This window comes from Streptomyces sp. NPDC019890, assembly GCF_044903445.1.
Lineage (GTDB): Bacteria > Actinomycetota > Actinomycetes > Streptomycetales > Streptomycetaceae > Streptomyces.
Window position 1 is genome coordinate 72,207 of sequence record NZ_JBJDQK010000014.1, and the last position, 22,545, is coordinate 94,751.

Genomic DNA, 22,545 nt, shown 5'->3' on the forward strand with positions numbered 1-22,545 from the left:
TTGGGGGTCCCCCCACGCCCGCCAGGGCGTAGGGGGAGGGACGTGCGGGACCGACCGTACCGGTGACGTGAAGGGAACGTCCCGCGGGGGCGCTGAGGTTCCTGCTGCACGGGGCCGGGGCGGCAGCAGTGACAATGGGCGGGTGCGCTATCGGGTACTCGGCACCACTCAGGCTCTGAACGACGACGGCACGCCCGTCGCGCTCGGCGGTGCGCGGCTGCGCGCGCTGCTGGCCGTGCTGGCGCTTCGGCCCGGGCGTACGGTCCCGGTCGGCGTCCTCGTCGACGAGGTGTGGGACGGCGATCCGCCCGCGGACGCGGTGGGCGCGGTGCAGGCGCTGGTCGGGCGGCTGCGGCGGGCGCTGGGGCATGCGGCGGTGGCGTCGGCGGACGGTGGCTACCGGCTGTGCGCCGAGGGCGAGGACGTGGACCTGCACCGTTTCGAGCGTCTTGCGGGGGAGGGGGCGCGGGCGCTGGAGGAGGGCGACGCGGTGAAGGCGGCGGCGCTGCTCGACGATGCGCTGGGTCTGTGGCAGGGGCCGGTGCTCGCCGACCTGCCGAACCGCACGGCCGAGTCGGCGCGTTGGGAGGCCCGCCGCCTGGACGCCCGCGGCGCGCGCCTCGCGTCGGCGCTGGCACTGGGCCGCGCGGAGGAGGCGCTGCCGGAGCTCGTCGCGCTCTGCGGGGAGCACCCGCTGGACGAACGCCTCCAGGCACTGCGGCTGCGGGCGCTGCGGGCTGCGGGCCGGCCGGCGGAGGCGCTGGCGGCGTACGAGGAGATACGGGCGGACTTGGCGGACCGACTGGGGGCGGACCCGGGCCGCGAACTGCGCCTGCTCCACGCGGAATTGCTGCGCCCGGATATGTCCCCCACCCCGCTCCTCCCCGGACCTGGGGCTGCGCCCAAGCCCCCGCCGCGGAGCGGCGCAGAGGCCGGGGGGCATCCCGGCGAGGAACCGGGCTCCCGGGCTCCCGCAGGGGACGCTGCCGGAGCCTCCGGCGAAGCCGGGGCGAGCGGGGCCCGGGCCCCGGGACTTGGTCCCGGAGGCCCCGTCTCGCCGCGGAGCGGCGGAGAAGGGTCCGAAGCGACCGGCGAAGCCTGGGCGGGGGATTGGGGTCCGGGACCGCGTCCCGGGCAACCCTTCGCGCCGCGGAGCGGCGCAGAGGCCGGGGCCGGGGGCCGGTATCCCGGGCAACCCCCGCGGAGCGGCGAAGGAAACCGGGACGGGGTGGCCCCGGCCCAGGAGGGACCCGCCGGGAATCTGCGTGCCCGGCTCACCTCCTTCGTCGGGCGCGACGCCGACATCCTCACCATCCACGCCGACCTCACCCACTCCCGCCTCGTCACCCTCCTCGGCCCCGGCGGTGCCGGGAAGACCCGGCTGTCGCAGGAGGCGGCCGAGCGGGCCGTAGAGGCGTGGCCCGACGGGGTGTGGCTCGCCGAGCTCGCACCCGTGGACGACCCCGAGACCGTTCCCGACGCCGTCCTCACCGCCCTCGGCGCCCGCGAGACCGTGCTCCGCGGCGCCGGTGCCGAGGAGCTGCGCGCCGCCGAGCGAAACGGCGACGACCCCCTCGCACGGCTCACCGAGCACTGCTCCCGCCGCCGCATGCTGCTCCTCCTCGACAACTGCGAGCATGTCGTCGACGCCGCGGCCACCCTCGCGGAGCGGCTCTTGGAGAGCTGCCCGGCCGTCACCGTCCTGGCCACCAGCCGCGAACCGCTCGGCGTCCCGGGCGAGTTGGTGCGCCCAGTCGACCCGCTGCCGGACCCCATGGCCCTGCAATTGCTCGCGGACCGCGGCGCCGCCGCCAGACCTGGTTTCCGTATCGAGGACGACCCGGACGCCGCCGCCGAAATCTGCCGTCGCCTCGACGGGCTCCCCCTCGCCATCGAACTCGCCGCAGCCCGGCTGCGCATGCTCACCCCCCGCCAGATCGCCGACCGGCTCGACGACCGCTTCCGTCTGCTGACCGGCGGAAGCCGCACCGTACTCCCGCGCCAGCAGACCCTCAGGGCGGTCGTCGACTGGTCCTGGGACCTCCTGGAGGACACCGAACGCGCCGTCCTGCGGCGGCTGTCGGTCTTCGCGGGCGGCTGCGACATCCCCGCCGCCGAGGCCGTCTGCGGCGCGACCGCCCTCGACGTACTCGGGTCGCTCATCGACAAGTCACTCGTCGTCGCCGCCCCGACCCCCGACGACCAGATGCGCTACCGCCTCCTCGAAACCGTCGCCGAGTACGCCGCCGAGCGCCTCGACGAAGCCGACGAGCGGGACGCCGTGGAGCGCCGGCACCTGCTCCACTACCGGGAGTTGGCGCGCACCACCGACCCCCTCCTGCGCGGCCACGGCCAGCGCGAGGCCGTCGCCCTGCTGCAACGCGAGTACGAGAATCTGCGCACCGCGCTCCGCCGCGCCGCCGCGGCCCGCGACGAGCAGGAGGTGCTCTGCCTCGTTCTCTCGCTGTCCTGGTACTGGCAGATGCGGGATCTGCGCACCGAGGCCAGACACTGGGCCGCGGCCGCAGGCGCACTGGGCCCCGACCCCTTCCGCGCGCCCGTCGAACCCGCCCCGCAGATCTTCGAGCGGTTCACCGACGCGCCGCCGCCCATGTCGCCGGAGCTGCTGCAGGAGGCCAGACGCAGCGCGGGGCTGATCCGCATGGTCTTCATGGAGTACAACATCGAGGAGTGGACGACCCCGGACCGGACCGAGTGGCTGCGCGGGGTCACCGTGGCCTATCACCCGGGGCTGCCGCAGACCTGCCGCCCACCGGCCTCGCTGTGGTTCTTCGCCGTGCTGCTGACCGGGAACAGCGAGGACCTGAAGGAACTGCTCAACGAGACCGTCAAGGCCTGCCGTGCCTACGGGTACGAGTGGGAGCTCGCCGCCGCGCTCCAGGCCCGCGCCAATGTCCTCGCCAACCGCACCGAGTGGGCGGGTGACGCCACCCGTGACGCCGACGAGTCGCTGGAGCTGTTCACCCGGCTCGGCGACGCCTGGGGCGCGGCCGAGGCACTGTCCGCGCGCGGCGAGGCGCACGAGCGGCGCGGCGAATACCCACTGGCCGCCGAGGACTTCACGGCCGCGATCGGGTATGCCGAGCGGATCGGAGCCCAGGCCCAGACCGCGGTGCTGCGCTCCCGCCTCGCCGGCATCCTCCTGGAGTCGGGCGAGGGCGACCGGGGCGAGGCGATCATCCGCGAGGTGCTGGCCGAGAAGGGCATGGGCAACGAGTCGACGGCCATCGCCCGGCTGTACCTCGTGCTGTGGCTGGCCCGCAGCGGTCGCGTCCAGGAGGCGCGGGCCGAAATCACGCAGTTGCTGCGGCAGTTCCAGTCCAGCACCCTCGCGATCTTCGAGGGCATGGTCATCGGCATACAGGCCTGGCTGGACCTGATGGAAGGCTGCTACGAGCAGTCGTTGGAACGGAGCCGCGTGGCGCTGCGCAGGGCGCACGACCCGCTGGCCCGTATGGTCGCGCCGCAGTTGGCCTCGGTGCACCTGGTGACCGCCGCGACTGCCTTGGCCAAGGGCCGGCCCGACCGCGCCGAGGACGCGGCCCGGGTGCTCGGCGCGGCCGACGCCGATCTGCCGCCCGGTCATTTCCGTCCGCTGTACGAGAGCGAGAGCCGGGCCGAGGCGGAGGAGGCCGTACGCGCCCTGCTCGACGATGCCGCGTACGAGGCCGCATACGCCGAGGGCGGCGGCCTCACCTTCGATGAAGCCGCCGCCCTGGTCCAGGACCCCTGACCCCCTGTCGGGGTCACGTCTTCTTACGGAACTTGGCGACCGCGAGCGGCGCCGTGACGAGCGTGATCACCACCGCCCAGCCGAGCGTCATCCACACCGCGTGGGCGACCGGGCCGCCGTTGATCAGATTCCGGGCCGCGTCCGCCAGGTTGGAGAGCGGGTTGTAGTCGGTGAAGGACTGCAGCCAGCCGGGCATCGTGGTCGGCGGGGCGAAGATCGACGAGCCGAACTGGAGCGGCATCAGAACCATCATGGCCACTCCCTGGACGGCCTGGGCCGTCTTCATGGTGAGACCGAGCAGGATGAAGATCCACATCAGTGAGGCGCCGAAGACCATGGAGAGGCTGACGGCGGCGAGCAGTTCGAGCACCGAGGTGTGGATCTGGAGGCCGAGCAGGAAGCCCATGCCGAGCAGTACGGTCGTGGCGACCAGCATCCGGCCGACCTCGACCACGATCTTCGCGATGAGGACGGACGACCGGGCGATCGGCATGGACCGGAAGCGGTCCATCACGCCCTTCTTGAAGTCGTCGTTGACGCCGGTGCCGACGGCCATGGCGATGTTCATGCCCATCATCGCCATCATGCCGGGGACCACGTAGTTGACGTACTGCTGCTGGTTGCCCTTGCCGGAGATCGCGCCGCCGAAGACGTACACGAACAGCAGAATGAAGATGACGGGCATCAGCAGGGCGTCGAACATCGACTCCGGGTCCTGCTTGATCTGCAGGGCGTTGCGGCGCACCAGCGCGCCGATGTGCCGCAGATTGGCCCGCAGGCCGATCCGGCCCTCGCCGGAAGGCGCCTTCGCCGGGGCGGGCGCGGGCGTCTTCGAGTGCTGCAACGTTGCCGTACTCATGCGGCGACCTCCTCGGGAATGGCGTCGGACAGGGGCGTCTTCTCGCCGGTGATGGCGAGGAACACCTCGTCCAGGCTGGGCAGATGGGTGCCGATGTGCGCGATCCCGAAGCCGTGGGCACCCAACAGGCCGACAACGGCGGTCAGTTGCTCATCGCTCAGGATCGGTACGTACAGCAGGCCCTCGTCGGGGACGACCGTCGCACCGGTCACCCCGTCCAGGCCGGACTCGCCGAGCATGCGGGCCATGGCGGACAGTTGCGCCGGGTCGCTGGGCCGGATCTGCAGGGTGCGGCCGCCGACCCTCGCCTTGAGCTCGTCGACGCGGCCGTTCGCGATGACGCGCCCTCGGTCGATGACCGTGAGCTCGCTCGCCAGCTGCTCGGCCTCCTCCATGTACTGGGTGGTGAGCAGTACGGTCGCCCCCTCCGCGACCATCCGCTGCACCTCGTCCCAGACCTCGTTGCGGGTCCTGGGGTCGAGGCCTGTCGTCGGCTCGTCCAGATAGAGCACGGCCGGCTGCCCGACCATCGAGGCGGCCAGGTCGAGGCGGCGGCGCATGCCGCCGGAGTACGTCGCTGCGGCCCTCTTCGCGGCGTCCGTGAGCGAGAAGCGTTCCAGCATCTCGTCGGCGCGGCGGCGGGCATCCCGCCGTGACAGATCGAGCAGCCGCCCGATCATGTACAGGTTCTCCCAGCCGGACAGCTTCTCGTCGACCGAGGCGTACTGTCCGGTGAGTCCGATGGTGCGGCGCAGCTGCCGCGGCTGCTTCACCACGTCGTAGCCGGCGACGACGGCATGGCCGGCGTCCGGGACGACGAGGGTGGAGAGGCAGCGTACGAGAGTGGTCTTGCCGGCGCCGTTGGGTCCGAGCACACCGAGCACGGTGCCTTCACGGACGTCCAGATCCACGCCGTCCAGCGCTTTGGTACTGCCGTAGTGCTTGACCAGCCCCCGCACCTGGACGGCGCTGCGCGTGCCGTCTGGGTTCTTGTCGTTTCGCGTCATGCCGTCAACGATGAGGGGCGTCGCCGACAAGCCGCCGACACGTCACCGACAGGTCACCGACAAGCGGGCGACCGCCCGCCGACACCGGTGAAGATGCAGGTCAAGAGCTCGCAGGCTTGGCGTAGTCGACGAAACCGGCCCAGTCGAGCGCGACGCAGGGCTCGTCGCCGACCACCCAGGCGTCGTGGCCGGGCTGGATGTCGATGAAGTCGCCGGGACGTATCTCATCGGTCTCGCCGTCGTTCATGACGACCTTCATGCGGCCGCTGAGGACATAGCCCAGATGGTGCGACTGGCAGCTGTCGGTCCCGGTGATGGGCTTGACGTGCTTGGACCACTGCCAGCCCGGCTCGAACACGGCACGGCCGACCGGTGGCCCGCCTTCCGTGGTGAGGAGGTCGAGCCTCCCCGTGCCGTCCTCGAAGGGACGCGTCTCTTCCGGGGACTCGAAGGTCTTGCGCACGATTCCGGCCATGGCGACTGCCTCCTGGCGGGTCTACGAGGAACCCCGAGGCCACTCTCCAGGCTACGCCGTGGCGTTCTGGCGGCCACTCAGGCCGACAGCCCGCCGACGGGGGAAGATCGGCGGGCTGTCGTTGGTGCCGGAGGTGGCTCAGGAATCCCTCGTCTCCCTAGTGGAAGGTGTGCTCCTCCTGCGGGAACGCCCCGCCGGCGACGTCGTCCGCGAAGGCCTTCGCGGCGTCACCGAGTGTCTGGCGGAGGTTGGCGTACTGCTTGGTGAAGCGCGGCACCTTGCCGCCGGTGAGGCCGGCCATGTCGGTCCAGACGAGGACCTGGGCGTCCGTGTCGGGGCCCGCGCCGATGCCGATGGTCGGGATGTGCAGGCTGCGGGTGACCTCGGCGGCCAGCTCGGCCGGTACGAGTTCCAGGACGACCGCGAAGGCGCCGGCGTCCTGTGCGGCCTTGGCGTCGCGCAGCAGCCGGTGCGCATCCTCGTTGCCGCGGCCCTGCACCCGGTAGCCCATGGTGTTGACGGACTGCGGGGTCAGGCCCAGATGCGACATGACCGGGATGCCGGCCTGCACCAGCATCTCGGTCTGGCCCAGCGAGCGCTCGCCGCCCTCCAGCTTGACCGCGCCGACACCCGCGTCCTTGACCAGCCGGGTGGCGTTGCGCAGTGCCTGGACGGGGCCTTCCTGGTACGAGCCGAAGGGGAGGTCGCCGACGACGAGGGCGCGCCTGGTGCCCCGTACGACAGCGGCGGAGAGCATGGTCATCTCGTCCATCGTGACCGGCACGGTGGTGTCGTAACCGAGGTGACAGTTGCCCATGGAGTCGCCGACGAGAATGACCGGGATGCCGGCCTCGTCGAAGACGGACGCGGTCATCGCGTCGTAAGCGGTGAGCATCGGCCACTTCTCGCCGCGCTCCTTGGCGGTGGCGATGTCGTGGACCGTAATGCGGCGAGTGCCCTTGCCGCCGTACAGCGCCTTGCTGCTGTCGGTGGGCTTCTGGGCAGCCTGAAGCGTCATGGCTGAACGGCTCCTTCGTCATCTCGTGGCGCCCTGACGGCGTCCCCGGATCACCCCCATGGTGGCACCTAGTGCCGTCCGGAAGGAAGAGGACCCGATTCTTCGGTAAAGTGTTTCTATACGAGACGGTCTCGTATCGGAATATGGCTAGTCTGGGGATCATGTCGACTCCATCCGGCGCAGCTGCCCTTCCCCGTATCCCCGAGGCCGTCCACCGCCGCCGCTGGGCCATCCTCGGCGTCCTGATGTTCAGCCTGCTCATCGTCGTCCTCGACAACTCGATCCTGAACGTGGCGGTCAAGACGATCGCCAGTCCCGCGCCCACGGGAGTCGGCGCGACGCAGAGCGAGCTGGAGTGGTCGATCAACTCCTACACGCTCGTCTTCGCCGGGCTGCTCTTCACGGCGGGGCTGCTGGGCGACCGCATGGGCCGCAAGAAGGTGATGCTGTTCGGCATCCTCGTCTTCGGCATGGGCTCGGCCCTCGCGGCGTTCTCCGGCTCGCCCGGCGAACTCATCGCGTACCGCGCGGTGATGGGCTTCGGTGCGGCGTTTGTGATGCCGGCGACGCTCGCCGTGCTGATGTACGTCTTCGAGCGCGAGGAGCAGCCGAAGGCGATCGGCATCTGGGCGGGCAGCGTCGGGCTGGGCATCGCGATCGGCCCGATCGCCGGCGGACTGCTCCTCGAGCACTTCTGGTGGGGCTCGATCTTCCTGGTCAACGTGCCGATCGTGATCATCGCGGTGATCGCCATGGTGGTGCTGGTGCCCGACTCCAAGGACCCGAACCCGGGGCGTATCGACCCCCTGGGTGTGGTGCTGTCGGTCATCGGCCTGGTCCTGCTGGTGTACGGAATCATCCGCGGCGGCGAGCTCGCGGACTTCCTGGCGCCGTCCTCGCTGCTTCCGCTGCTCGGCGGGCTTGGGGTGCTGGCCGTCTTCGTACTGCACGAGAGGCGCAGTGACCATCCGGCGATCGACATCTCGTACTTCAACAAGCCGGCCTTCTCGGCGGCCGTCGCCGCGATCGCGCTGGTCTTCTTCGCGCTGATGGGCGTGACGTTCTTCTCCGCGTTCTATCTGCAGAGCGTGCGCGGGTACAGCGCGCTGGACGCCGGACTGCTGATCCTGCCGTTGGCCGTGGCGCAGATGATCTTCGCGCCGCGCGCCCGGCTGGTCGTCGAGCGATTCGGGGCGCGGGCGGTGTGCACGGCCGGAATGCTGCTGGTCGCGGTTGGTCTTTCGGCGTTCGCGCTGTTCGACGCGGACACGCCACTGTGGGTGCTCGAAGTGGTCTTCTTCGTGCAGGGCGCGGGAATGGCGCACATCATGCCGCCGGTGACGGTCTCGGTGATGCAGGCGCTGCCGCGCGAGAAGGCGGGGTCCGGTTCCGCGGTCAACAACACGTTCCGGCAGGTGGGCGGGGCGCTGGGTGTCGCGGTGCTCGGCTCGTTGCTCTCCACGCGGTACCGGAGCGGGATCGAGGGGCATCTCGAGGTGCTTCCGAGTGGGGCCCGGGAGGCCGCGGGCGAGTCGATCGAGACGACGCTCGGTTACGCGCAGAAGCTCGGTCCGGCGGGCAAGTCGCTGGTCGCGCCCGCGCACGAGGCATTCCTGGACGCGATGCATCTGACCGCGCTCGTGTCGGCGGGCGTGGCGCTGATCGGCGTGTTCGTCGTCCTGCTCTTCCTGCCGGGCGGCCGCCCGAAGAGGGCACCGGCGGCCGAGCCGGAGCCCGCGCTCGAGCCCGAGTCGGAGAGTGAGAGCGCCGGTCCTGATCATGACACGCGGTCGGTCAGCGAGAATTGACGGCGATGACGGCGATGACGGCGGCGGGCGAGACGGCGAGAGACGGTGCGGACGTGCGGTCGAGGCACCACCACGACACCCCGGGGGCCGCGGCTCCGGCGGGTCCGGCAGCCGAGGGCGGCCAGGCGCCCCTCGGGCGGCCTGCCCCGGGTTCGGCCTCCCGCGGGGCGGGGCCTGCCGCGGCCACGGGCGCGTCGTCCCCTCCGGAGCCGGCTGAGGCTCGGCGTGCCCGGGAGGGCGCTGCCTCGTCCGTGGCCCCTGCCCAGGGCCCCGCGGCGCGAAGCGCGCGCGACGGCGACGGCGCCTCCGGCGCACGTCCCGCCTCGTCCGGTGCGTCCGGGCCTGCGGGGCGGCGGGGGCGGCCCCGTAGCGAGGCCGTCGAGCGGGCCATCGTCGAGACCGTCGTACGGCTCCTCGAAGAGGGCGTGCCGCTGTCCGAGTTGTCCATCGAGCGCATCGCCCGCACCGCCGGGGTCGGCAAGGCCACCATCTACCGCCGCTGGGAGGGCAAAGAAGCCCTCTTCGTCGACGTCGTACGCTCCATGGAACCCGTCGACCCCCCGCTGCCCGGCACCTCCGTCCGCGACGACCTCGTGGCGATGGTCGAGATGCTCCGCCGCCGCGGCCTCGCCAAACGCTCCTCCGCCCTCCTGCACAACGTCTTCGCGCAGATGCAGAGCTATCCCCAGCTCTGGGACATGTACCACCACACCTCCGTCGTCCCCCGCCGCGAGCGCATGGACGAAGTCCTGCGGCGCGGCATCGCGAGCGGCGAGATCCGCGCCGACATCGACTTCGATCTGCTCGGCGACCTCTTCGTCGGCCCGATGCTCGTACGGACCGTGCTGCGCCCGGGCGGCACGCCCGAGGTGGGCAGCGCGGAACGCATCGTCGACGCCGTACTCCAGGGCGTACGCCCGCCACGCTGAGGGGCCATCAACTCGCCCGTCGCGGCCCGCCCGAAGTGTGCGCGTTCTGTCACAACGTCCCCACCTGGGCCGATACCAGGAACTCCGTCCTCCGCCTTGTCGTCATCGAGGCAGTAACGGCCGTCCGGCGACGGCGGTAAAACGCCCGCCATCGCCTAGTGTCGACGGCGAGGTGTGACGGCAAGGCAGTGAGGACAGCTTTATGGCGCAGGCGTACAAGACGGAGACGGGGAACGGCAATCCGGAGGACCGGCGCACCGGAACCCGGGCCCGGGGCCTGCTCCGGCGCTGGCGCGGCGACAACCGGATCTGGCGACGCGGCATCGTCCTCGCGTGCTTCGCCGTGCTGATCGCCCTGTTGATGATTCTGCACGCCCAGATCCCCAACCGGATCGGCAACCTCGGCAGCCTCGCCGAGACCTTCCTGCCCTGGCTCGGCGTGTTCATCCCGGTGATCCTCGCCCTCGCGATCTGGCGGCGCTCGGCCACCGCGCTGATCGCCCTGCTGCTCCCGACCGTCGTCTGGCTCAACCTCTTCGGCGGCCTGGTCACCGACAAGTCGGCCGGCGGCGGCGATCTGACGCTCGCCACACACAACGTCAACGCCGACAACCCCGATCCCGAGGGCACGGCCAAGGAGGTCGCCGCATCGGGCGCGGACGTGCTCGCGCTGCAGGAGCTGCCGCTCGGCAAGGTCTCCGCGTACGAACAGGCTCTGGCCGGCACGTACAAGTACCACTCGGTGCAGGGCACGGTGGGGCTGTGGAGCAAGTACCCGATGAGCGACACCGCTCCGGTGGACACCCGGCTGGGCTGGACGCGCGCCATGCGCTCCACCGTGCAGACACCCATGGGCGCCGTGGCGGTGTACGTCGCCCATATGCCGTCCGTACGCGTCAAGCTCCACGCGGGCTTCACCGCCAACCAGCGCGACAACAGCGCGGACGCACTGGGCGAGGCGATCGCCCACGAGCGGGGTGCCAAGGTCGTGCTGCTCGGCGACCTCAACGGCACGATGAACGACCGCTCGCTGAAGTCCATCACCTCGCAGATGCGGTCCACGCAGGGCGCGGCGGGCGACGGCTTCGGCTTCAGCTGGCCGGCGTCGTTCCCGATGGCGCGGATCGACCAGATCCTGGTGAAGGGTGTGGAGCCGGTCTCGTCGTGGACGCTGCCGCGGACGGACAGCGACCATTTGCCGATCGCGGCGCGCGTGAAGCCCTGACGGGACGCTTCCCCACTGGGGGCAAGCCCCCCGACGGGCTCCAAGGGAGCCCCAGTGATGTGACGGCAACCACCCGCTCATCCGTGGGAACAATCCCCATGAGAGCCTTTGTTTCGTAGGAGAACTAACTCGGAAAGGCTCTCCCATGCCCCTGGCGCTACTCGCGCTCGCCATAGCGTCGTTCGGCATCGGTACGACGGAGTTCGTGATGATGGGCCTCCTGCCCAACGTCGCGGACGACCTCAACACCTCCGTCCCCACCGCCGGTCACCTCGTCTCCGCCTACGCGATCGGCGTCGTCGTCGGCGCCCCCGTGCTCACCGCCCTCGGCTCCCGCATCCCCCGCAAGCGGATGCTCCTGCTGCTGATGGCCCTGTTCACCGTCGGCAACCTCGCCTCCGCCCTCGCCCCCGGCTTCGGTTGGCTGATCGCGGGCCGCGTCCTCGCCGGGCTGCCGCACGGCGCGTTCTTCGGTGTCGGCGCGGTCGTCGCGGCGCGGCTCGTCGCGGACGGGCGGCAGGCGCGCGCGGTCGCCACGATGTTCCTCGGGCTCACCGTCGCCAACATCGTCGGCGTACCCGCCGCGACCCTGCTCGGCCAGCACCTCGGCTGGCGCGCCACCTTCCTGGTGGTCACGGTGATCGGCCTGGTCGCCATGGCCGCGCTGGCCCGGCTCGTTCCGTACGTGCCCCTCGACGCGCACCAGAGCGTGGGCCGCGAACTGCGCGCCCTCGGCAGCCGTCAGGTGCTGCTCGGTCTGCTCACCGCGGTCTTCGGCTTCGCCGGCGTCTTCGCGGTGTACTCCTACCTCGCCTCGATGACGACCGAGGTGATGGGCTTCGGCGAGTCCTCCGTCACTGTGGTCCTCGCCCTGTTCGGCATCGGTATGACGCTCGGTGCGCTTGCCGCGGGACCGCTGACCGACCGGGCCCTGCGCCCCACGCTGTACGGGTCGCTCACCGCCCTCGCGCTGGTGCTGGTGGCCTTCCGCTTCACCGCGCACCACCACACCGCCGCTCTGGTCACCGTCGTCGTCCTCGGCGCGGTCGGCTTCATGACCACCACACCGCTCCAGATGCTGGTCATGCAGAAGGCGCAGGACGCCCCGACGCTGGCCTCCGCCTCCAACCACTCGGCCTTCAACCTGGCCAACGCGGGCGGCGCCTGGCTCGGCGGCGCGGCCATCGCGGCGGGCTGGGGCTGGATGTCCCCGACGGTGGTCGGCGCGGCGCTCGCCGTCGTCGGCCTGGCGATCGCCGCGGTCGCCGGCCTCCTCGACCGCGGCGGCCCGGAGACGACGACGGGGGCTTCCCGCGTTGTCGCCGCGGGAAGCCCCCGTACCGAGGAGCGCCGGATCAGCTCGTCGTCTCCCGCCAGCGGTTCGTGATCGGGAGGCGGCGGTCCTTGCCGAAGCCCTTCGCCGAGATCTTGGTGCCCGGCGGGTACTGACGCCGCTTGTACTCCGCCGTGTCCACCATCCGCAGCGTCCTGGCCACCAGCTCCTCGTCGAAGCCGGCCGCGACGATCGCGTCCTTGCCCTGGTCCCGGTCCACGTACAGCGCGAGGATCCGGTCCAAAACGTCGTAGTCCGGCAGTGAGTCGGTGTCGACCTGGCCGGGGCGCAGCTCCGCGCTCGGCGGCTTGGTGATGGAGGCCTCGGGGATCGGCGGTACCTGTCCGCGCTCCTCGGCGGCGCGGTTGCGCCACTCGGCGAGCCGGAAGACGGTCGTCTTGTAGACGTCCTTGATCGGCCCGTACGCGCCGACCGAGTCGCCGTACAGCGTCGAATACCCCACCGCCAGCTCGGACTTGTTGCCCGGCGCGAGCACGATGTGGCCCTCCTGGTTGGAGATGGCCATCAGCGTCGTGCCGCGCAGCCGCGACTGGAGGTTCTCCTCGGCGAGACCGGTCAGACCGAGCGCACCCATGTACGCGTCGAACATCGGCTCGATCGACACGGTGCGGAAGTTGAGCCCGGTACGGCGGGCCAGCTCGGCCGCGTCGCCCTTGGAGTGATCGGAGGAGTACTTCGACGGCATGGAGACGCCGTACACGTTCTGCGCTCCGAGCGCATCGCAGGCGATGGCCGCGACGAGCGCGGAGTCGATGCCGCCGGAGAGCCCGATCAGCACCGAGCGGAAGCCGTTCTTGGCGGCGTACGCGCGCAGGCCGACGACCAGTGCGGAGTACACCTCCTCGTCGTCGTCGAGCCGCTCGGCATAGCCGCCGGCCAGCTCCGCCTCGTACGCGTCCAGCGGCTCCTCGGAGATGACGACGCGCTCGATGCGCAGTCCGTCGTCGACGACGCCCGTCGGCGGCTCGGCACAGGCCGCGGGCAGTTCCAGATCCAGGACGACGCTGCCCTCCGCGAACTGCGGGGCGCGCGCGACGACTTCACCGGCCGCGTCGACGACGATCGAGTCGCCGTCGAAGACCAGCTCGTCCTGCCCGCCGATCATCGCCAGATACGCGGTGGTGCAGCCGGCCTCCTGGGCGCGCTTGCGTACCAGCTCCAGGCGGGTGTCGTCCTTGTTCTGCTCGTACGGCGAGGCGTTGACGGAGATCAGCAGCCCGGCCCCGGCGGAGCGGGTGGCCGGGACGCGGCCGCCGTCCTGCCAGAGGTCCTCGCAGATCGCGAGTGCCACGTCGATGCCGTGCACCCGGATCACCGGCATCGTGTCGCCCGGCACGAAGTAGCGGAACTCGTCGAACACGCCGTAGTTGGGAAGGTGGTGCTTGGCGAAGCTCAGCACGACCTCGCCACGGTGCAGTACGGCGGCGGCGTTCTGCGGTGCGCCGGCGGGCTGACCGTAGCGGGGCTGCGCCCGCTCGGAGCGGTCGAGATAGCCGACGATCACGGGGATCTCCCCGTAACCCTCGTCGGCGAGACGCGCGGCGAGCGCCCGCAGGGCGGCCCGTGAAGCCTCGACGAAGGAAGAGCGCAGGGCCAGATCCTCGACGGGGTAGCCGGTCAGCACCATCTCCGGGAAGGCGACGAGATGCGCCCCCTGCTCGGCGGAGTGCCGGGTCCAGTGCACGATCGACTCGGCGTTGCCGGCGAGATCGCCGACCGTCGAGTCGATCTGATTCAGAGCAAGGCGTAGTTGAGGCACGCGTCCCAGTGTAATCGTCTTTCTGACGCGATGTCCTGGGGAGGGGGTGTGGGGCGCCCCACTCCGTACGGCAGGACTCCGTACGGCGGGCCGGGCGCCCCACACTGCTCCTTCGGGTAACCGGCTACTTCAGGTAACCCAGCACCGTCATCATTCCGGACTCCGCGTGGTAGACGTTGTGGCAGTGGAGCATCCACAGGCCGGGGTTGTCCGCGTCGAAGTCCACCGTCAGCGTGGCGTTCGGCAGCACGATCGAGGTGTCCTTGCGTGGGCCGTTCTGGACATTCGCCAGGGCGTAGGTGTGGCCGTGCAGATGGATCGGATGCCACATCCTGGTGCTGTTGGTGAAGACCAGCCGGACCCGCTCGCCCGCACGGACCGGATGGCGCTGATCGTCGGTGTAGGGCTTGCCGTCGAAGGCCCAGTTGTACTGCGCCATGTTGCCCGTCAGGCGCAGCTTGATCGTGCGGTCCGGCTGCCGTGCGGGCAGGGCGACGGACTCCGCCGCGCGCAGCCGGTCCGCGGTGAGCAGCCGGCCGGAGAGCTCCTTCGGGCGTGCGGAGGAAGCGGGGGCCGCCCCGCCGCCCGTGCGGAGCAGCGCCATCGCCACCGCCCTCTTGCCCTCGGCGATCGCGGTCAGCGGGAACACGCCGTCGCCCGCCGTGACCAGCACGTCGTACCGCTCGCCCATGCCCAGGAGCAGCGCGTCGGTCTTGGCGTGCCGGACGGGGAAGCCGTCCGTGTGCGTCACTGTCAGCTCATGGTCGCCGAGCGCGATCCGGAACGCTGTCTCCGCGGCGGCATTGATGATGCGCAGCCGGATGCGGTCGCCCGGCTTGGCGCTGAACGACGAGGGGGCGTTGGACGCGCGCCCGTTGACCAGGTAGAGCGGGTACCTGATGTCGCCGGCATCGCCGCCGAGCTGCGGGCTGGTCGCGCCCATCATCATCATGGACGGGCCCTCGACCGTCGCCGTCGGGGACGGCTTGCCCTCGGCCGTCGCCATCGGGGACGCCATCTCCTCGTCCGAGTGCACGCCGCCCCTGCCGTGGGTCAGGTGCGCCAGCATCGTGTCCGGCGTGGCGCCGTCGATCCCGTCGAGCCAGTCGTCCAGGACGACGATCCACTCCTTGTCGTACTTCAGGGGCTCTTTCGGGTCGTCCACGATCAGTGGCGCGTACAGACCGCGGTCCAGCTGGACGCCCGAGTGCGGGTGGAACCAGTACGTCCCCGGGTGCGGCACCGTGAAGCGGTAGTCGAAGGAGGCGCCGGCCTTGATGGCGTTCTGGGTGATGTGGGGGGCGCCGTCCATGTCGTTGCGCAGGGCCAGGCCGTGCCAGTGCAGCGAGGTGGCCTGCGGCAGGTTGTTGGCGAGGGTGAGCGCGAGTGTGTCACCCGCGGTGACGCGGACCTCCCGGCCGGGCAGCCGGTCGCCGTACGCCCAGGACTTGACCGTGCGGCCGCCGCCCAGGTCCAGCTGGGTGGCCGTGGCGGTGAGCTTCACCTTCCGGACGGGCCCCGAGCCGCGCTTCCGTTCGGCGGCGAGGACCTCCGGGCCGTTCGGTTCGACATAGCCCTTCGGGGCTGCCTCCCCGGCGCTGCCGTGGTTCATCGAGCCGTGGCCGCCCGAGCCCGCCGATTCGGAACAGGCGGCCAGAACTCCCGTGCCGGCGGCGGCGATTGCTGCGCCGAGCACGGCGCGGCGCGTGTGATGAGTGCGCATGACTGAAGACACCTCGTGGTGGTGGTGATGCGTGCAGATGGGCGCTTCTGCTGCTTCTGGTGCACCGCTCCAAGCGCGGAGGTTCCCAGGCAGCGGGGCCCTGTTCTAGATCCGCAGCACCGACAGCCTGGCGAGGAGCGCCCTGCGCGGCGGCGGGTCGGGCCACAGCGCGCGGAGTATCCGGGCGTGGCAGGGCGCGAGGGCAGTGGCGGGTCCAGGCCGCAGCAGTGCCCCGGCGAGCACGACGAGGGTGAACGTGTCGAGCACGGCGAGGCACACGGCCATCGGGTCCCTGCCCATGCCGGGCAACTCCGGTCCGGTGTGCGCCAGTCCCGCTGGATCGGCGGTCTGCCGGTGCCCGGGAGGCGCGATGTGCGCTGTCGAGGAGGACATCGCGTGCGTCGTCGAGGCGGACATCGTGTGCTCCGCGGTCCCGCCACCGTGCCCCGGTGCCGGGTGTCCCACCGTGTGCATCGTGGCGATCCCGAAGACCAGCGCAATGAACAGCAGCAGCTGTCCGAACCGCGCACGCCGACCGATCACCATGATCGACAGCTTACCCCCACCCGGTATGCATCGAGGTGCGGACCACGCCATTGCTGCCGTCCGGGGCGGTCGCGGCCGCCTCTGGTCCCCTGGCCGCCGACGGCTCCGGAGGCCTGTTCGTGGCAGGCTGATCCGTGGTGCTCGCGCTGCCTGTGGCGCGGGAGGGGAAAGGTGGCGCGCAGTGACATTCGTACGGGTGGGAGGCGTACCGCACCATGTGGTCGTCGAGGGCAGCGGACCTGTCTGCGTCCTGAGTGCCGGGCTCGCGATGAGCTGGTTCGACTGGGACCCCGTCGTGCCCCTGCTCGCCCCGCACCGCACTGTCGTCCGCTTCGACCGCCCGGGACACGGGCTGAGCGGCCCGGCCGCCGTGCCGCCGTCGGCTGCCGGGGAGGCCCACCGCATCGCGGGCGTCCTGGACGGGCTCGGCCTGCACGGACCCGCCACCGTCGTCGGGCACTCGATCGCCGGGTTCCACGCCGAGGCCTTCGCCCGCCTGCATCCCACCCGTACGGCCGCCGCTGTCCTCGTCGACTCCAGTGTCGAGGAGCACGCGCGCGTGCCCGCCGCGCCCGCCCTGCGCACCGCCGCCGCCCGGGCGCTCGGCGCAGCGCTCTCGGCCGCCGGAGTCCCCGCCGCCCTGGGGCCGCTCACCCGCCGTACGACGGTCCGTCTCTCCCGTACGAGCGGTGGGGACCCGGCACCCCTCGCTCTCGTACGCCGCTGCTACGCCACTTCCCGGGTGATGCAGGGCGCCCTCCTGGAGAACACCCACTACCGCGCGGTTGCCGCCGAGCTCCTCGATCTGCGTGAGCGCCACCCGCTGCCGCACGTCCCCGTCACCGTGCTGGCCGCGAGCGCGGGCGGGCCGCGCTGGGCACAGCGGCAGCGCGCGCTGGCCGGGCTGCTCGGCGCCCGCTTCGAGGCGGTCGCCCCGTCGGGCCATCTGATGATGCTGGACCGCCCGGACGCGGTGGCGCGGGCGGTGCTGGGGGACGAGGCGACAGGCGAGGGGGCAGTCCCTGACGTGGCACGCGTGGCGCGGCCTTCCGCCCGCCCCGGGTCACCTCGTGGCTGACCGGGGCGGACGGCGCTCCTGCTGAAACGTGCCCTAGGAGGTACGGACCTCGGCGCCCCGCTTGTGCAGCAGGTCCACCATCAGCTCGACCTCCGAGCGCTGAGCCGCCACCATGCCCTCGGCCAGCTTCCGCTCGGGACCGACGGTGCAGAGCTTCACACAGCCCTCGGCCATCGAGATCCCGCCGTTGTGGTGGTTGATCATCAGCTGGAGATACTCGATCTCGGCCTGCTTGCCGCTCGCCCTGCCGAGCCGGTCCAGGTCCGTCCTGGTCGCCATGCCCGGCATCAGGGCACCGTCCTCGGCCTGATGCCCCATGTGGCCGTCGTGGCCCTTCATGCCCGGCATCATCCAGGCCATCGGCTCGCTGTCCGCCGACAGTTTGGGCAGCCCCCACAGATCCAGCCAGCCCAGCATCATGCCGCGCTGATTGGCCTGCGTGTTGGCGATGTCGTACGCCAGCCTGCGCACCTCGTCGTCCTGCGTACGGTCCCGGACGATGAAGGACATCTCCACCGCCTGCTGATGGTGGACCGACATGTCGCGCGCGAAGCCCGCGTCCGCCGAATCCGCCGACGGCGTACGGGAGGCGGACTCAGGAGTGGAGTCACCGCCGCCCGCCGAGGCCACCGCGGCGGCCCCGGCGAAGAGGAGCGCGAGCACGATCGCCGTGATCGCCGCCCACTGCGTACGGTTCATCCGGATCACTTGCCGCCCAGCCCGTTGGTGCACGCCGCGCCCGGCTCAGGGGTCTGCGGGCCCTGCACGTACTTGGTGAGGAACCTGCTCACGCCCGGGTCGTCGGCGCTGTCGACGGTGAGCTGCTTGCCCCAGGCGCTCAGCATGATCGCTCCGGCCTGGTCCTTGACCGGGCTCATCAGCGTGTACGGGGTCTCCTTGACCTTGGCGCTCAGCTTGGTCACATCGGCGGCCCGCGCCTTGTCGTTGTACGTCACCCAGACCGCGCCGTGCTCCAGCGAGTGCACGGCGTTCATGTCGGGGATCGGCTCCTTGTAGACGTCGCCGTTGCAGTTCATCCACACCTGGTCGTGGTCTCCGCCGACCGGAGGCTTCATCGGGTAGGTGACCGTCTTGGCGACATGCTTGCGGCCGAGCTTCTTCGCGTCCCAGGACTTCTCGCCGATGACCGGAGCCTTGGCCTCGGCGACCTTCTGCTCCTTCTTCTCCGACTCCTTGTTGAGTGCGTACACGCCGAAGCCGACGAGACCGGCCACCACCACGCCGCTGACGGCGATGGTGATGATGCGGCTGCGGCGCTCGCGGCTCTGCTCGGCGCGGCGCATCTGCTCTATTCGGGCCCGGCGGTCGTTGTTGCGGGAAGCCATGGTTGTCGTCCTTCGTGAAGTCAGGTCTGTGTGATCAAGAAGCTGGGGGTGGCGGGACTGCTGTGTGGCTATGTCCGCAGCACTTGAAGGACGTGAAGGCCGGGTGCGCGTGGCAGCGCTTCCGAGCGGGGCAGCCGGCCGGTCAGCGGCGGCGGGCCGAGGCGCGGGGGCTGGGCCCCGGCCTCGAGCGGGGCGTCCAGCGGCGGCGCGGTGAGCACGGCGGACTTGACCAGCGGCACCAGGCCGCAGGCGCCGTCGTCGTACGGGCAGCTGACCGCGGTCGTGACGCTCTGGGGCGCGGAGGCGTGGTGAGGGGCGGCCGGGCTCAGACAGATGACGAGCGCGCCGAGGAGCGTCGCCACGGCACTCAGCAGTGCCATGGGCCGCGCGGTGCGCGCGATGTGGTTGAGCCGGGAACCCCCCATGGCCGCAGATCGTAGTGTGCGGGCGCGTCCGGCACCTCATACGGGGCCGCGAAAACCGCCGTCGCGGCGGCAGGAGAAGTGGTTACGCACGAGATCAGAGGGGCCTCGGGGTCGTCTCGGCGCAGGCCCTGACCCACAATGGGGCTCAGCCGGTACTGCGGCCCTTGGCGCGGCACGCAACGCGCCTGAAACCCTGGGGTGGCATGCTCGTGCGGAGCAGGCGGCTTGACCAGCAAGGATGGGTGGAAATGGATAAGCAGCAGGAATTCGTGCTCCGTACGCTCGAGGAGCGCGACATCCGCTTCGTGCGCCTGTGGTTCACCGACGTGCTCGGCTTCCTGAAGTCGGTCGCGGTGGCCCCCGCCGAGCTTGAGCAGGCCTTTGACGAGGGCATCGGCTTCGACGGCTCCGCGATCGAGGGCTTCGCGCGGGTCTATGAGTCCGACATGATCGCCAAGCCGGATCCGAGCACCTTCCAGATCATTCCGTGGCGCGCGGAGGCCCCCGGTACGGCGCGGATGTTCTGCGACATCCTGATGCCCGACGGCTCGCCCTCCTTCGCGGACCCGCGCTTCGTACTCAAGCGGATCCTCGCCAAGACCTCGGATCTGGGCTTCACCTTCTACACCCACCCCGAGATCGAGTTCTTCCTCCTGAAGGACAAGCCGCTGGACGGCTCCCGGCCGGTGCCCGCGGACAATTCCGGATACTTCGACCACACCCCCCAGAACGTCGGCATGGACTTCCGCCGCCAGGCGATCACCATGCTCGAATCCATGGGCATCTCGGTGGAGTTCAGCCACCACGAGGGCGCGCCGGGCCAGCAGGAGATCGACCTGCGGTACGCGGACGCGCTCTCCACCGCCGACAACGTCATGACGTTCCGCCTGGTCATGAAGCAAGTCGCGCTGGAGCAGGGCGTCCAGGCGACCTTTATGCCGAAGCCGTTCAGTGAGCACCCCGGCTCCGGCATGCACACCCACCTTTCCCTCTTCGAGGGAGACCGGAACGCCTTCTACGAGTCGGGCGCCGAGTACCAGCTCTCCAAGGTCGGCCGCTCCTTCATCGCGGGCCTGCTCAAGCACGCCGCGGAGATCTCGGCCGTCACCAACCAGTGGGTCAACTCCTACAAGCGCATCTGGGGCGGCTCGGCCCGCAGTGCGGGAGCGGGCGGCGAGGCCCCTTCGTACATCTGCTGGGGCCACAACAACCGCTCGGCGCTGATCCGCGTCCCGATGTACAAGCCGGGCAAGACAGGCTCCGCGCGCGTCGAGGTCCGCTCCATCGACTCCGGCGCGAACCCGTATCTGACGTACGCGGTGCTGCTCGCCGCGGGCCTCAAGGGCATCGAGGAGGGCTACGAACTCCCGGCGGGCGCGGACGACGACGTGTGGGCGCTGTCGGACGCGGAGCGCCGTGCGATGGGGATCGAGCCGCTGCCGCAGAACCTGGGCGAGGCGATCGCGCTGATGGAGCGGAGCGAGCTGGTGGCGGAGACGCTAGGTGAGCACGTCTTCGACTTCTTCCTGCGCAACAAGAAGCAGGAGTGGGAGGAGTACCGCAGCGAGGTCACGGCGTTCGAGCTCCGCAAGAACCTGCCCGTGCTGTAAGCGCTGGTCGGAGCCACATTTCCGGCTAACGGCAATCGGGGCCTGCGGTCGACGACCGCAGGCCCCGCGCTGTTCTCGCCGGCATCCAAATACGCCGTTCGACGCCGCCCCGCTGTCCGTCAGCCTCCTCACCAACAGCGCGGCGATTTTGATTGGCAGCTCGGCGGACCAGTGCACCATTGGGGGGAACATTCCGGGGTCTCGCCAGCAGGTTCACTCCAATGCGCTTCTCACCGTCTACGTTTCTGTAAGGAGATGGTAGGTCTGTTATATGCCGACCGAGGAGAGGGCCGATGGCTGAACGCACTGTGCATCGACGCGGTTATCGAGAAGGTACCGGCGGTGAGATGCTTGCCGAGTTTCTGGGAACCTTCGTTCTGCTTTTGCTGGGCATCGGGTCGGTGGCTGTCGCAGTCGTCGGTCTACCCGGCTCAGGGCGACAAACCGTGGACTTCGGTGCCGCCAACTGGCTTATTATCGCGTGGGGTTGGGGCCTCGCCGTGGTTTTCGGCGTATACGTGGCCGGCGGAATCAGCGGCGCCCATCTCAACCCCGCGGTGACTCTCGCCTTCGCGGTTCGAAAGGATTTCCCCTGGCGGAAGGTCCTGCCCTACTGGCTGGCGCAGGTCGTGGGCGCCTTCGTCGCCGCCGCGCTCGTCTACGCCACCTACAGGTGGGCGATCGACGCGTCCAACGCAAAGACGGGAGTCCCTCGAGACAAATCTCTTGGCACCTACTCGATCTTCGCCACATTCCCCGCCGAGTACTTCGGCAATTCATGGTGGGGCCCCTTGCTCGACCAGATCGTGGGGACCGGAATCCTGCTTCTGCTGATCTGCGCACTCATCGACACGCGCAATTTGGCTCCGATGTCCAATCTCCACCCGTTCATCATCGGCCTGGTGGTCGTCGCGATCGGTCTGACTTTCGGCACCAACGCCGGGTACGCGATCAACCCCGCACGGGACTTCGGCCCCAGGTTGTTCACCTACTTCGAAGGCTGGGGCTCAATTGCTCTCCCCGGGACGTTCCAATGGTTCAGCGGCTACTGGTGGATCCCCATCGTCGGCCCGCTCATCGGCGGAGTCGTCGGCGTCGGCGTGTATGACCTGCTCATCACTCCGATGATCAAGGCCAGGAAAGGGGCAACCGAAGAGGGACCCGCCACCGAGGAACTCTAAACTGCTGGAGGCCCACCCGCTTTCCCAGGTCCTGACCTCGATGCCCGGCATCGGAGTCAGGACCTCCGCCACTCTCCTGGTCACGATCGGCGACGGCACAGCATTCCCGACCGCAGCCAACCTGGCCTCCTGAGCCGGCCTCACCCCGGCGACCAAGTCCTCCGGGCCCTCCATCCGCGGCGAAGCACGTCCGCTCGCGCGGAGAGCGGCGATCACGCTGGGCCCCGACCGCGCCTTTTCTGTGTCCTTCGCGTCGGTGTGATGAGGGACAGCCACGGCATCACACCGAAGTACAGGACGAACGTGGAAAGGGCGTAGGCCAGCGTTTTGAGGCGCACAGAGAACCCTGTCCGATGGAAGGCATAGGACAAGAAGAAAACTCTTCTACTGGCGAAGTGGGGATCGATTACGGATGAATACCCCGGACGACGGCGAGCCCTTTCGCGGT

Annotated in this window: 18 protein-coding genes and 1 pseudogene; 9 read left to right on the forward strand and 10 right to left on the reverse strand. The window is 70.3% G+C overall.

From position 1 onward, the window contains the following. Positions 1-142: 142 nt before the first annotated feature. Complete coding sequence (locus ACI2LP_RS29770; protein WP_404727624.1) at positions 143-3,754, forward strand: AfsR/SARP family transcriptional regulator; 3,612 nt, start codon at positions 143-145, stop codon at positions 3,752-3,754. Between the two features lie 13 nt (positions 3,755-3,767). Here ACI2LP_RS29770 and ACI2LP_RS29775 read toward each other — a convergent pair whose 3' ends face one another. The 4 genes from ACI2LP_RS29775 to panB all read right to left on the reverse strand — a co-directional run bounded on the left by ACI2LP_RS29775 (position 3,768) and on the right by panB (position 7,113). Then, positions 3,768-4,613 (reverse strand): ABC transporter permease, encoded by an 846-nt coding sequence (locus tag ACI2LP_RS29775; RefSeq protein ID WP_404727625.1) that lies wholly within the window; start codon positions 4,611-4,613, stop codon positions 3,768-3,770. Continuing rightward, positions 4,610-5,620, reverse strand: coding sequence for an ATP-binding cassette domain-containing protein (locus ACI2LP_RS29780; protein WP_404727626.1), 1,011 nt, complete (start codon positions 5,618-5,620; stop codon positions 4,610-4,612). Before ACI2LP_RS29780 ends, ACI2LP_RS29775 begins: the two co-directional genes overlap by 4 nt. 100 nt (positions 5,621-5,720) lie before the next feature. After that, positions 5,721-6,095: a cupin domain-containing protein gene (locus ACI2LP_RS29785; RefSeq protein WP_404727627.1), complete on the reverse strand. Its 375-nt coding sequence runs from the start codon at positions 6,093-6,095 to the stop codon at positions 5,721-5,723. A 157-nt stretch (positions 6,096-6,252) separates the two neighbouring features. Beyond that, entirely contained in the window at positions 6,253-7,113 is an 861-nt protein-coding gene (panB, locus tag ACI2LP_RS29790; protein ID WP_404727628.1) for a 3-methyl-2-oxobutanoate hydroxymethyltransferase, read from the reverse strand. A 161-nt stretch (positions 7,114-7,274) separates the two neighbouring features. On the opposite strand from panB, the gene ACI2LP_RS29795 reads away from it, so the two are divergent. The 4 genes from ACI2LP_RS29795 (at position 7,275) to ACI2LP_RS29810 (ending at position 12,462) form a co-directional block, all read left to right on the forward strand. Beyond that, on the forward strand, positions 7,275-8,921 hold the full coding sequence (locus tag ACI2LP_RS29795) for an MFS transporter (RefSeq protein WP_404727629.1): 1,647 nt from the start codon (positions 7,275-7,277) through the stop codon (positions 8,919-8,921). Between the two features lie 251 nt (positions 8,922-9,172). Continuing rightward, complete coding sequence (locus tag ACI2LP_RS29800) at positions 9,173-9,850, forward strand: TetR/AcrR family transcriptional regulator (RefSeq protein ID WP_404727630.1); 678 nt, start codon at positions 9,173-9,175, stop codon at positions 9,848-9,850. Between the two features lie 202 nt (positions 9,851-10,052). After that, the gene (locus ACI2LP_RS29805; protein ID WP_404727631.1) at positions 10,053-11,075 is read left to right on the forward strand and encodes an endonuclease/exonuclease/phosphatase family protein; all 1,023 of its coding nucleotides are present in this window, start codon (positions 10,053-10,055) and stop codon (positions 11,073-11,075) included. Between the two features lie 145 nt (positions 11,076-11,220). Then, the gene (locus ACI2LP_RS29810; RefSeq protein WP_404727632.1) at positions 11,221-12,462 is read left to right on the forward strand and encodes an MFS transporter; all 1,242 of its coding nucleotides are present in this window, start codon (positions 11,221-11,223) and stop codon (positions 12,460-12,462) included. Here ACI2LP_RS29810 and ACI2LP_RS29815 read toward each other — a convergent pair. From ACI2LP_RS29815 to ACI2LP_RS29825, 3 genes are all read right to left on the reverse strand, one after another. Beyond that, positions 12,431-14,188 carry an NAD+ synthase gene (locus ACI2LP_RS29815; protein WP_404727633.1) on the reverse strand — a complete coding sequence of 586 codons (1,758 nt, stop codon included), beginning with the start codon at positions 14,186-14,188 and terminating at the stop codon, positions 12,431-12,433. The two genes, ACI2LP_RS29810 and ACI2LP_RS29815, sit on opposite strands and share 32 nt — an antisense overlap. A 124-nt stretch (positions 14,189-14,312) precedes the next feature. Further along, complete coding sequence (locus ACI2LP_RS29820) at positions 14,313-15,911, reverse strand: multicopper oxidase family protein (protein WP_404727634.1); 1,599 nt, start codon at positions 15,909-15,911, stop codon at positions 14,313-14,315. A 105-nt stretch (positions 15,912-16,016) separates the two neighbouring features. Continuing rightward, a complete protein-coding gene (locus tag ACI2LP_RS29825) occupies positions 16,017-16,457 on the reverse strand; it encodes a hypothetical protein (RefSeq protein ID WP_404727635.1) in 441 nt (146 codons plus the stop codon). Positions 16,458-16,638: 181 nt separating this feature from the next. On the opposite strand from ACI2LP_RS29825, the gene ACI2LP_RS29830 reads away from it, so the two are divergent. Then, a complete protein-coding gene (locus ACI2LP_RS29830) occupies positions 16,639-17,535 on the forward strand; it encodes an alpha/beta fold hydrolase (RefSeq protein ID WP_404727636.1) in 897 nt (298 codons plus the stop codon). Positions 17,536-17,568: 33 nt separating this feature from the next. Here ACI2LP_RS29830 and ACI2LP_RS29835 read toward each other — a convergent pair whose 3' ends face one another. From ACI2LP_RS29835 to ACI2LP_RS29845, 3 genes are all read right to left on the reverse strand, one after another. After that, positions 17,569-18,234, reverse strand: coding sequence for a DUF305 domain-containing protein (locus ACI2LP_RS29835; RefSeq protein ID WP_404727637.1), 666 nt, complete (start codon positions 18,232-18,234; stop codon positions 17,569-17,571). Positions 18,235-18,239: 5 nt separating this feature from the next. Continuing rightward, positions 18,240-18,881, reverse strand: coding sequence for a DUF3105 domain-containing protein (locus tag ACI2LP_RS29840; protein WP_404727638.1), 642 nt, complete (start codon positions 18,879-18,881; stop codon positions 18,240-18,242). Between the two features lie 68 nt (positions 18,882-18,949). After that, complete coding sequence (locus ACI2LP_RS29845) at positions 18,950-19,306, reverse strand: hypothetical protein (RefSeq protein WP_404727639.1); 357 nt, start codon at positions 19,304-19,306, stop codon at positions 18,950-18,952. A gap of 248 nt (positions 19,307-19,554) precedes the next feature. Between ACI2LP_RS29845 and ACI2LP_RS29850 the strand changes: the two genes are divergently transcribed. From ACI2LP_RS29850 to ACI2LP_RS29860, 3 genes and pseudogenes are all read left to right on the forward strand, one after another. Beyond that, complete coding sequence (locus ACI2LP_RS29850) at positions 19,555-20,916, forward strand: glutamine synthetase family protein (protein ID WP_404727640.1); 1,362 nt, start codon at positions 19,555-19,557, stop codon at positions 20,914-20,916. 293 nt (positions 20,917-21,209) lie between these two features. Further along, entirely contained in the window at positions 21,210-22,097 is an 888-nt protein-coding gene (locus ACI2LP_RS29855) for an MIP/aquaporin family protein (protein ID WP_404727641.1), read from the forward strand. Between the two features lies 1 nt (position 22,098). Continuing rightward, positions 22,099-22,290: pseudogene (locus tag ACI2LP_RS29860) on the forward strand (transposase); the annotation flags it as partial. Between the last annotated feature and the right edge of the window lie 255 nt (positions 22,291-22,545).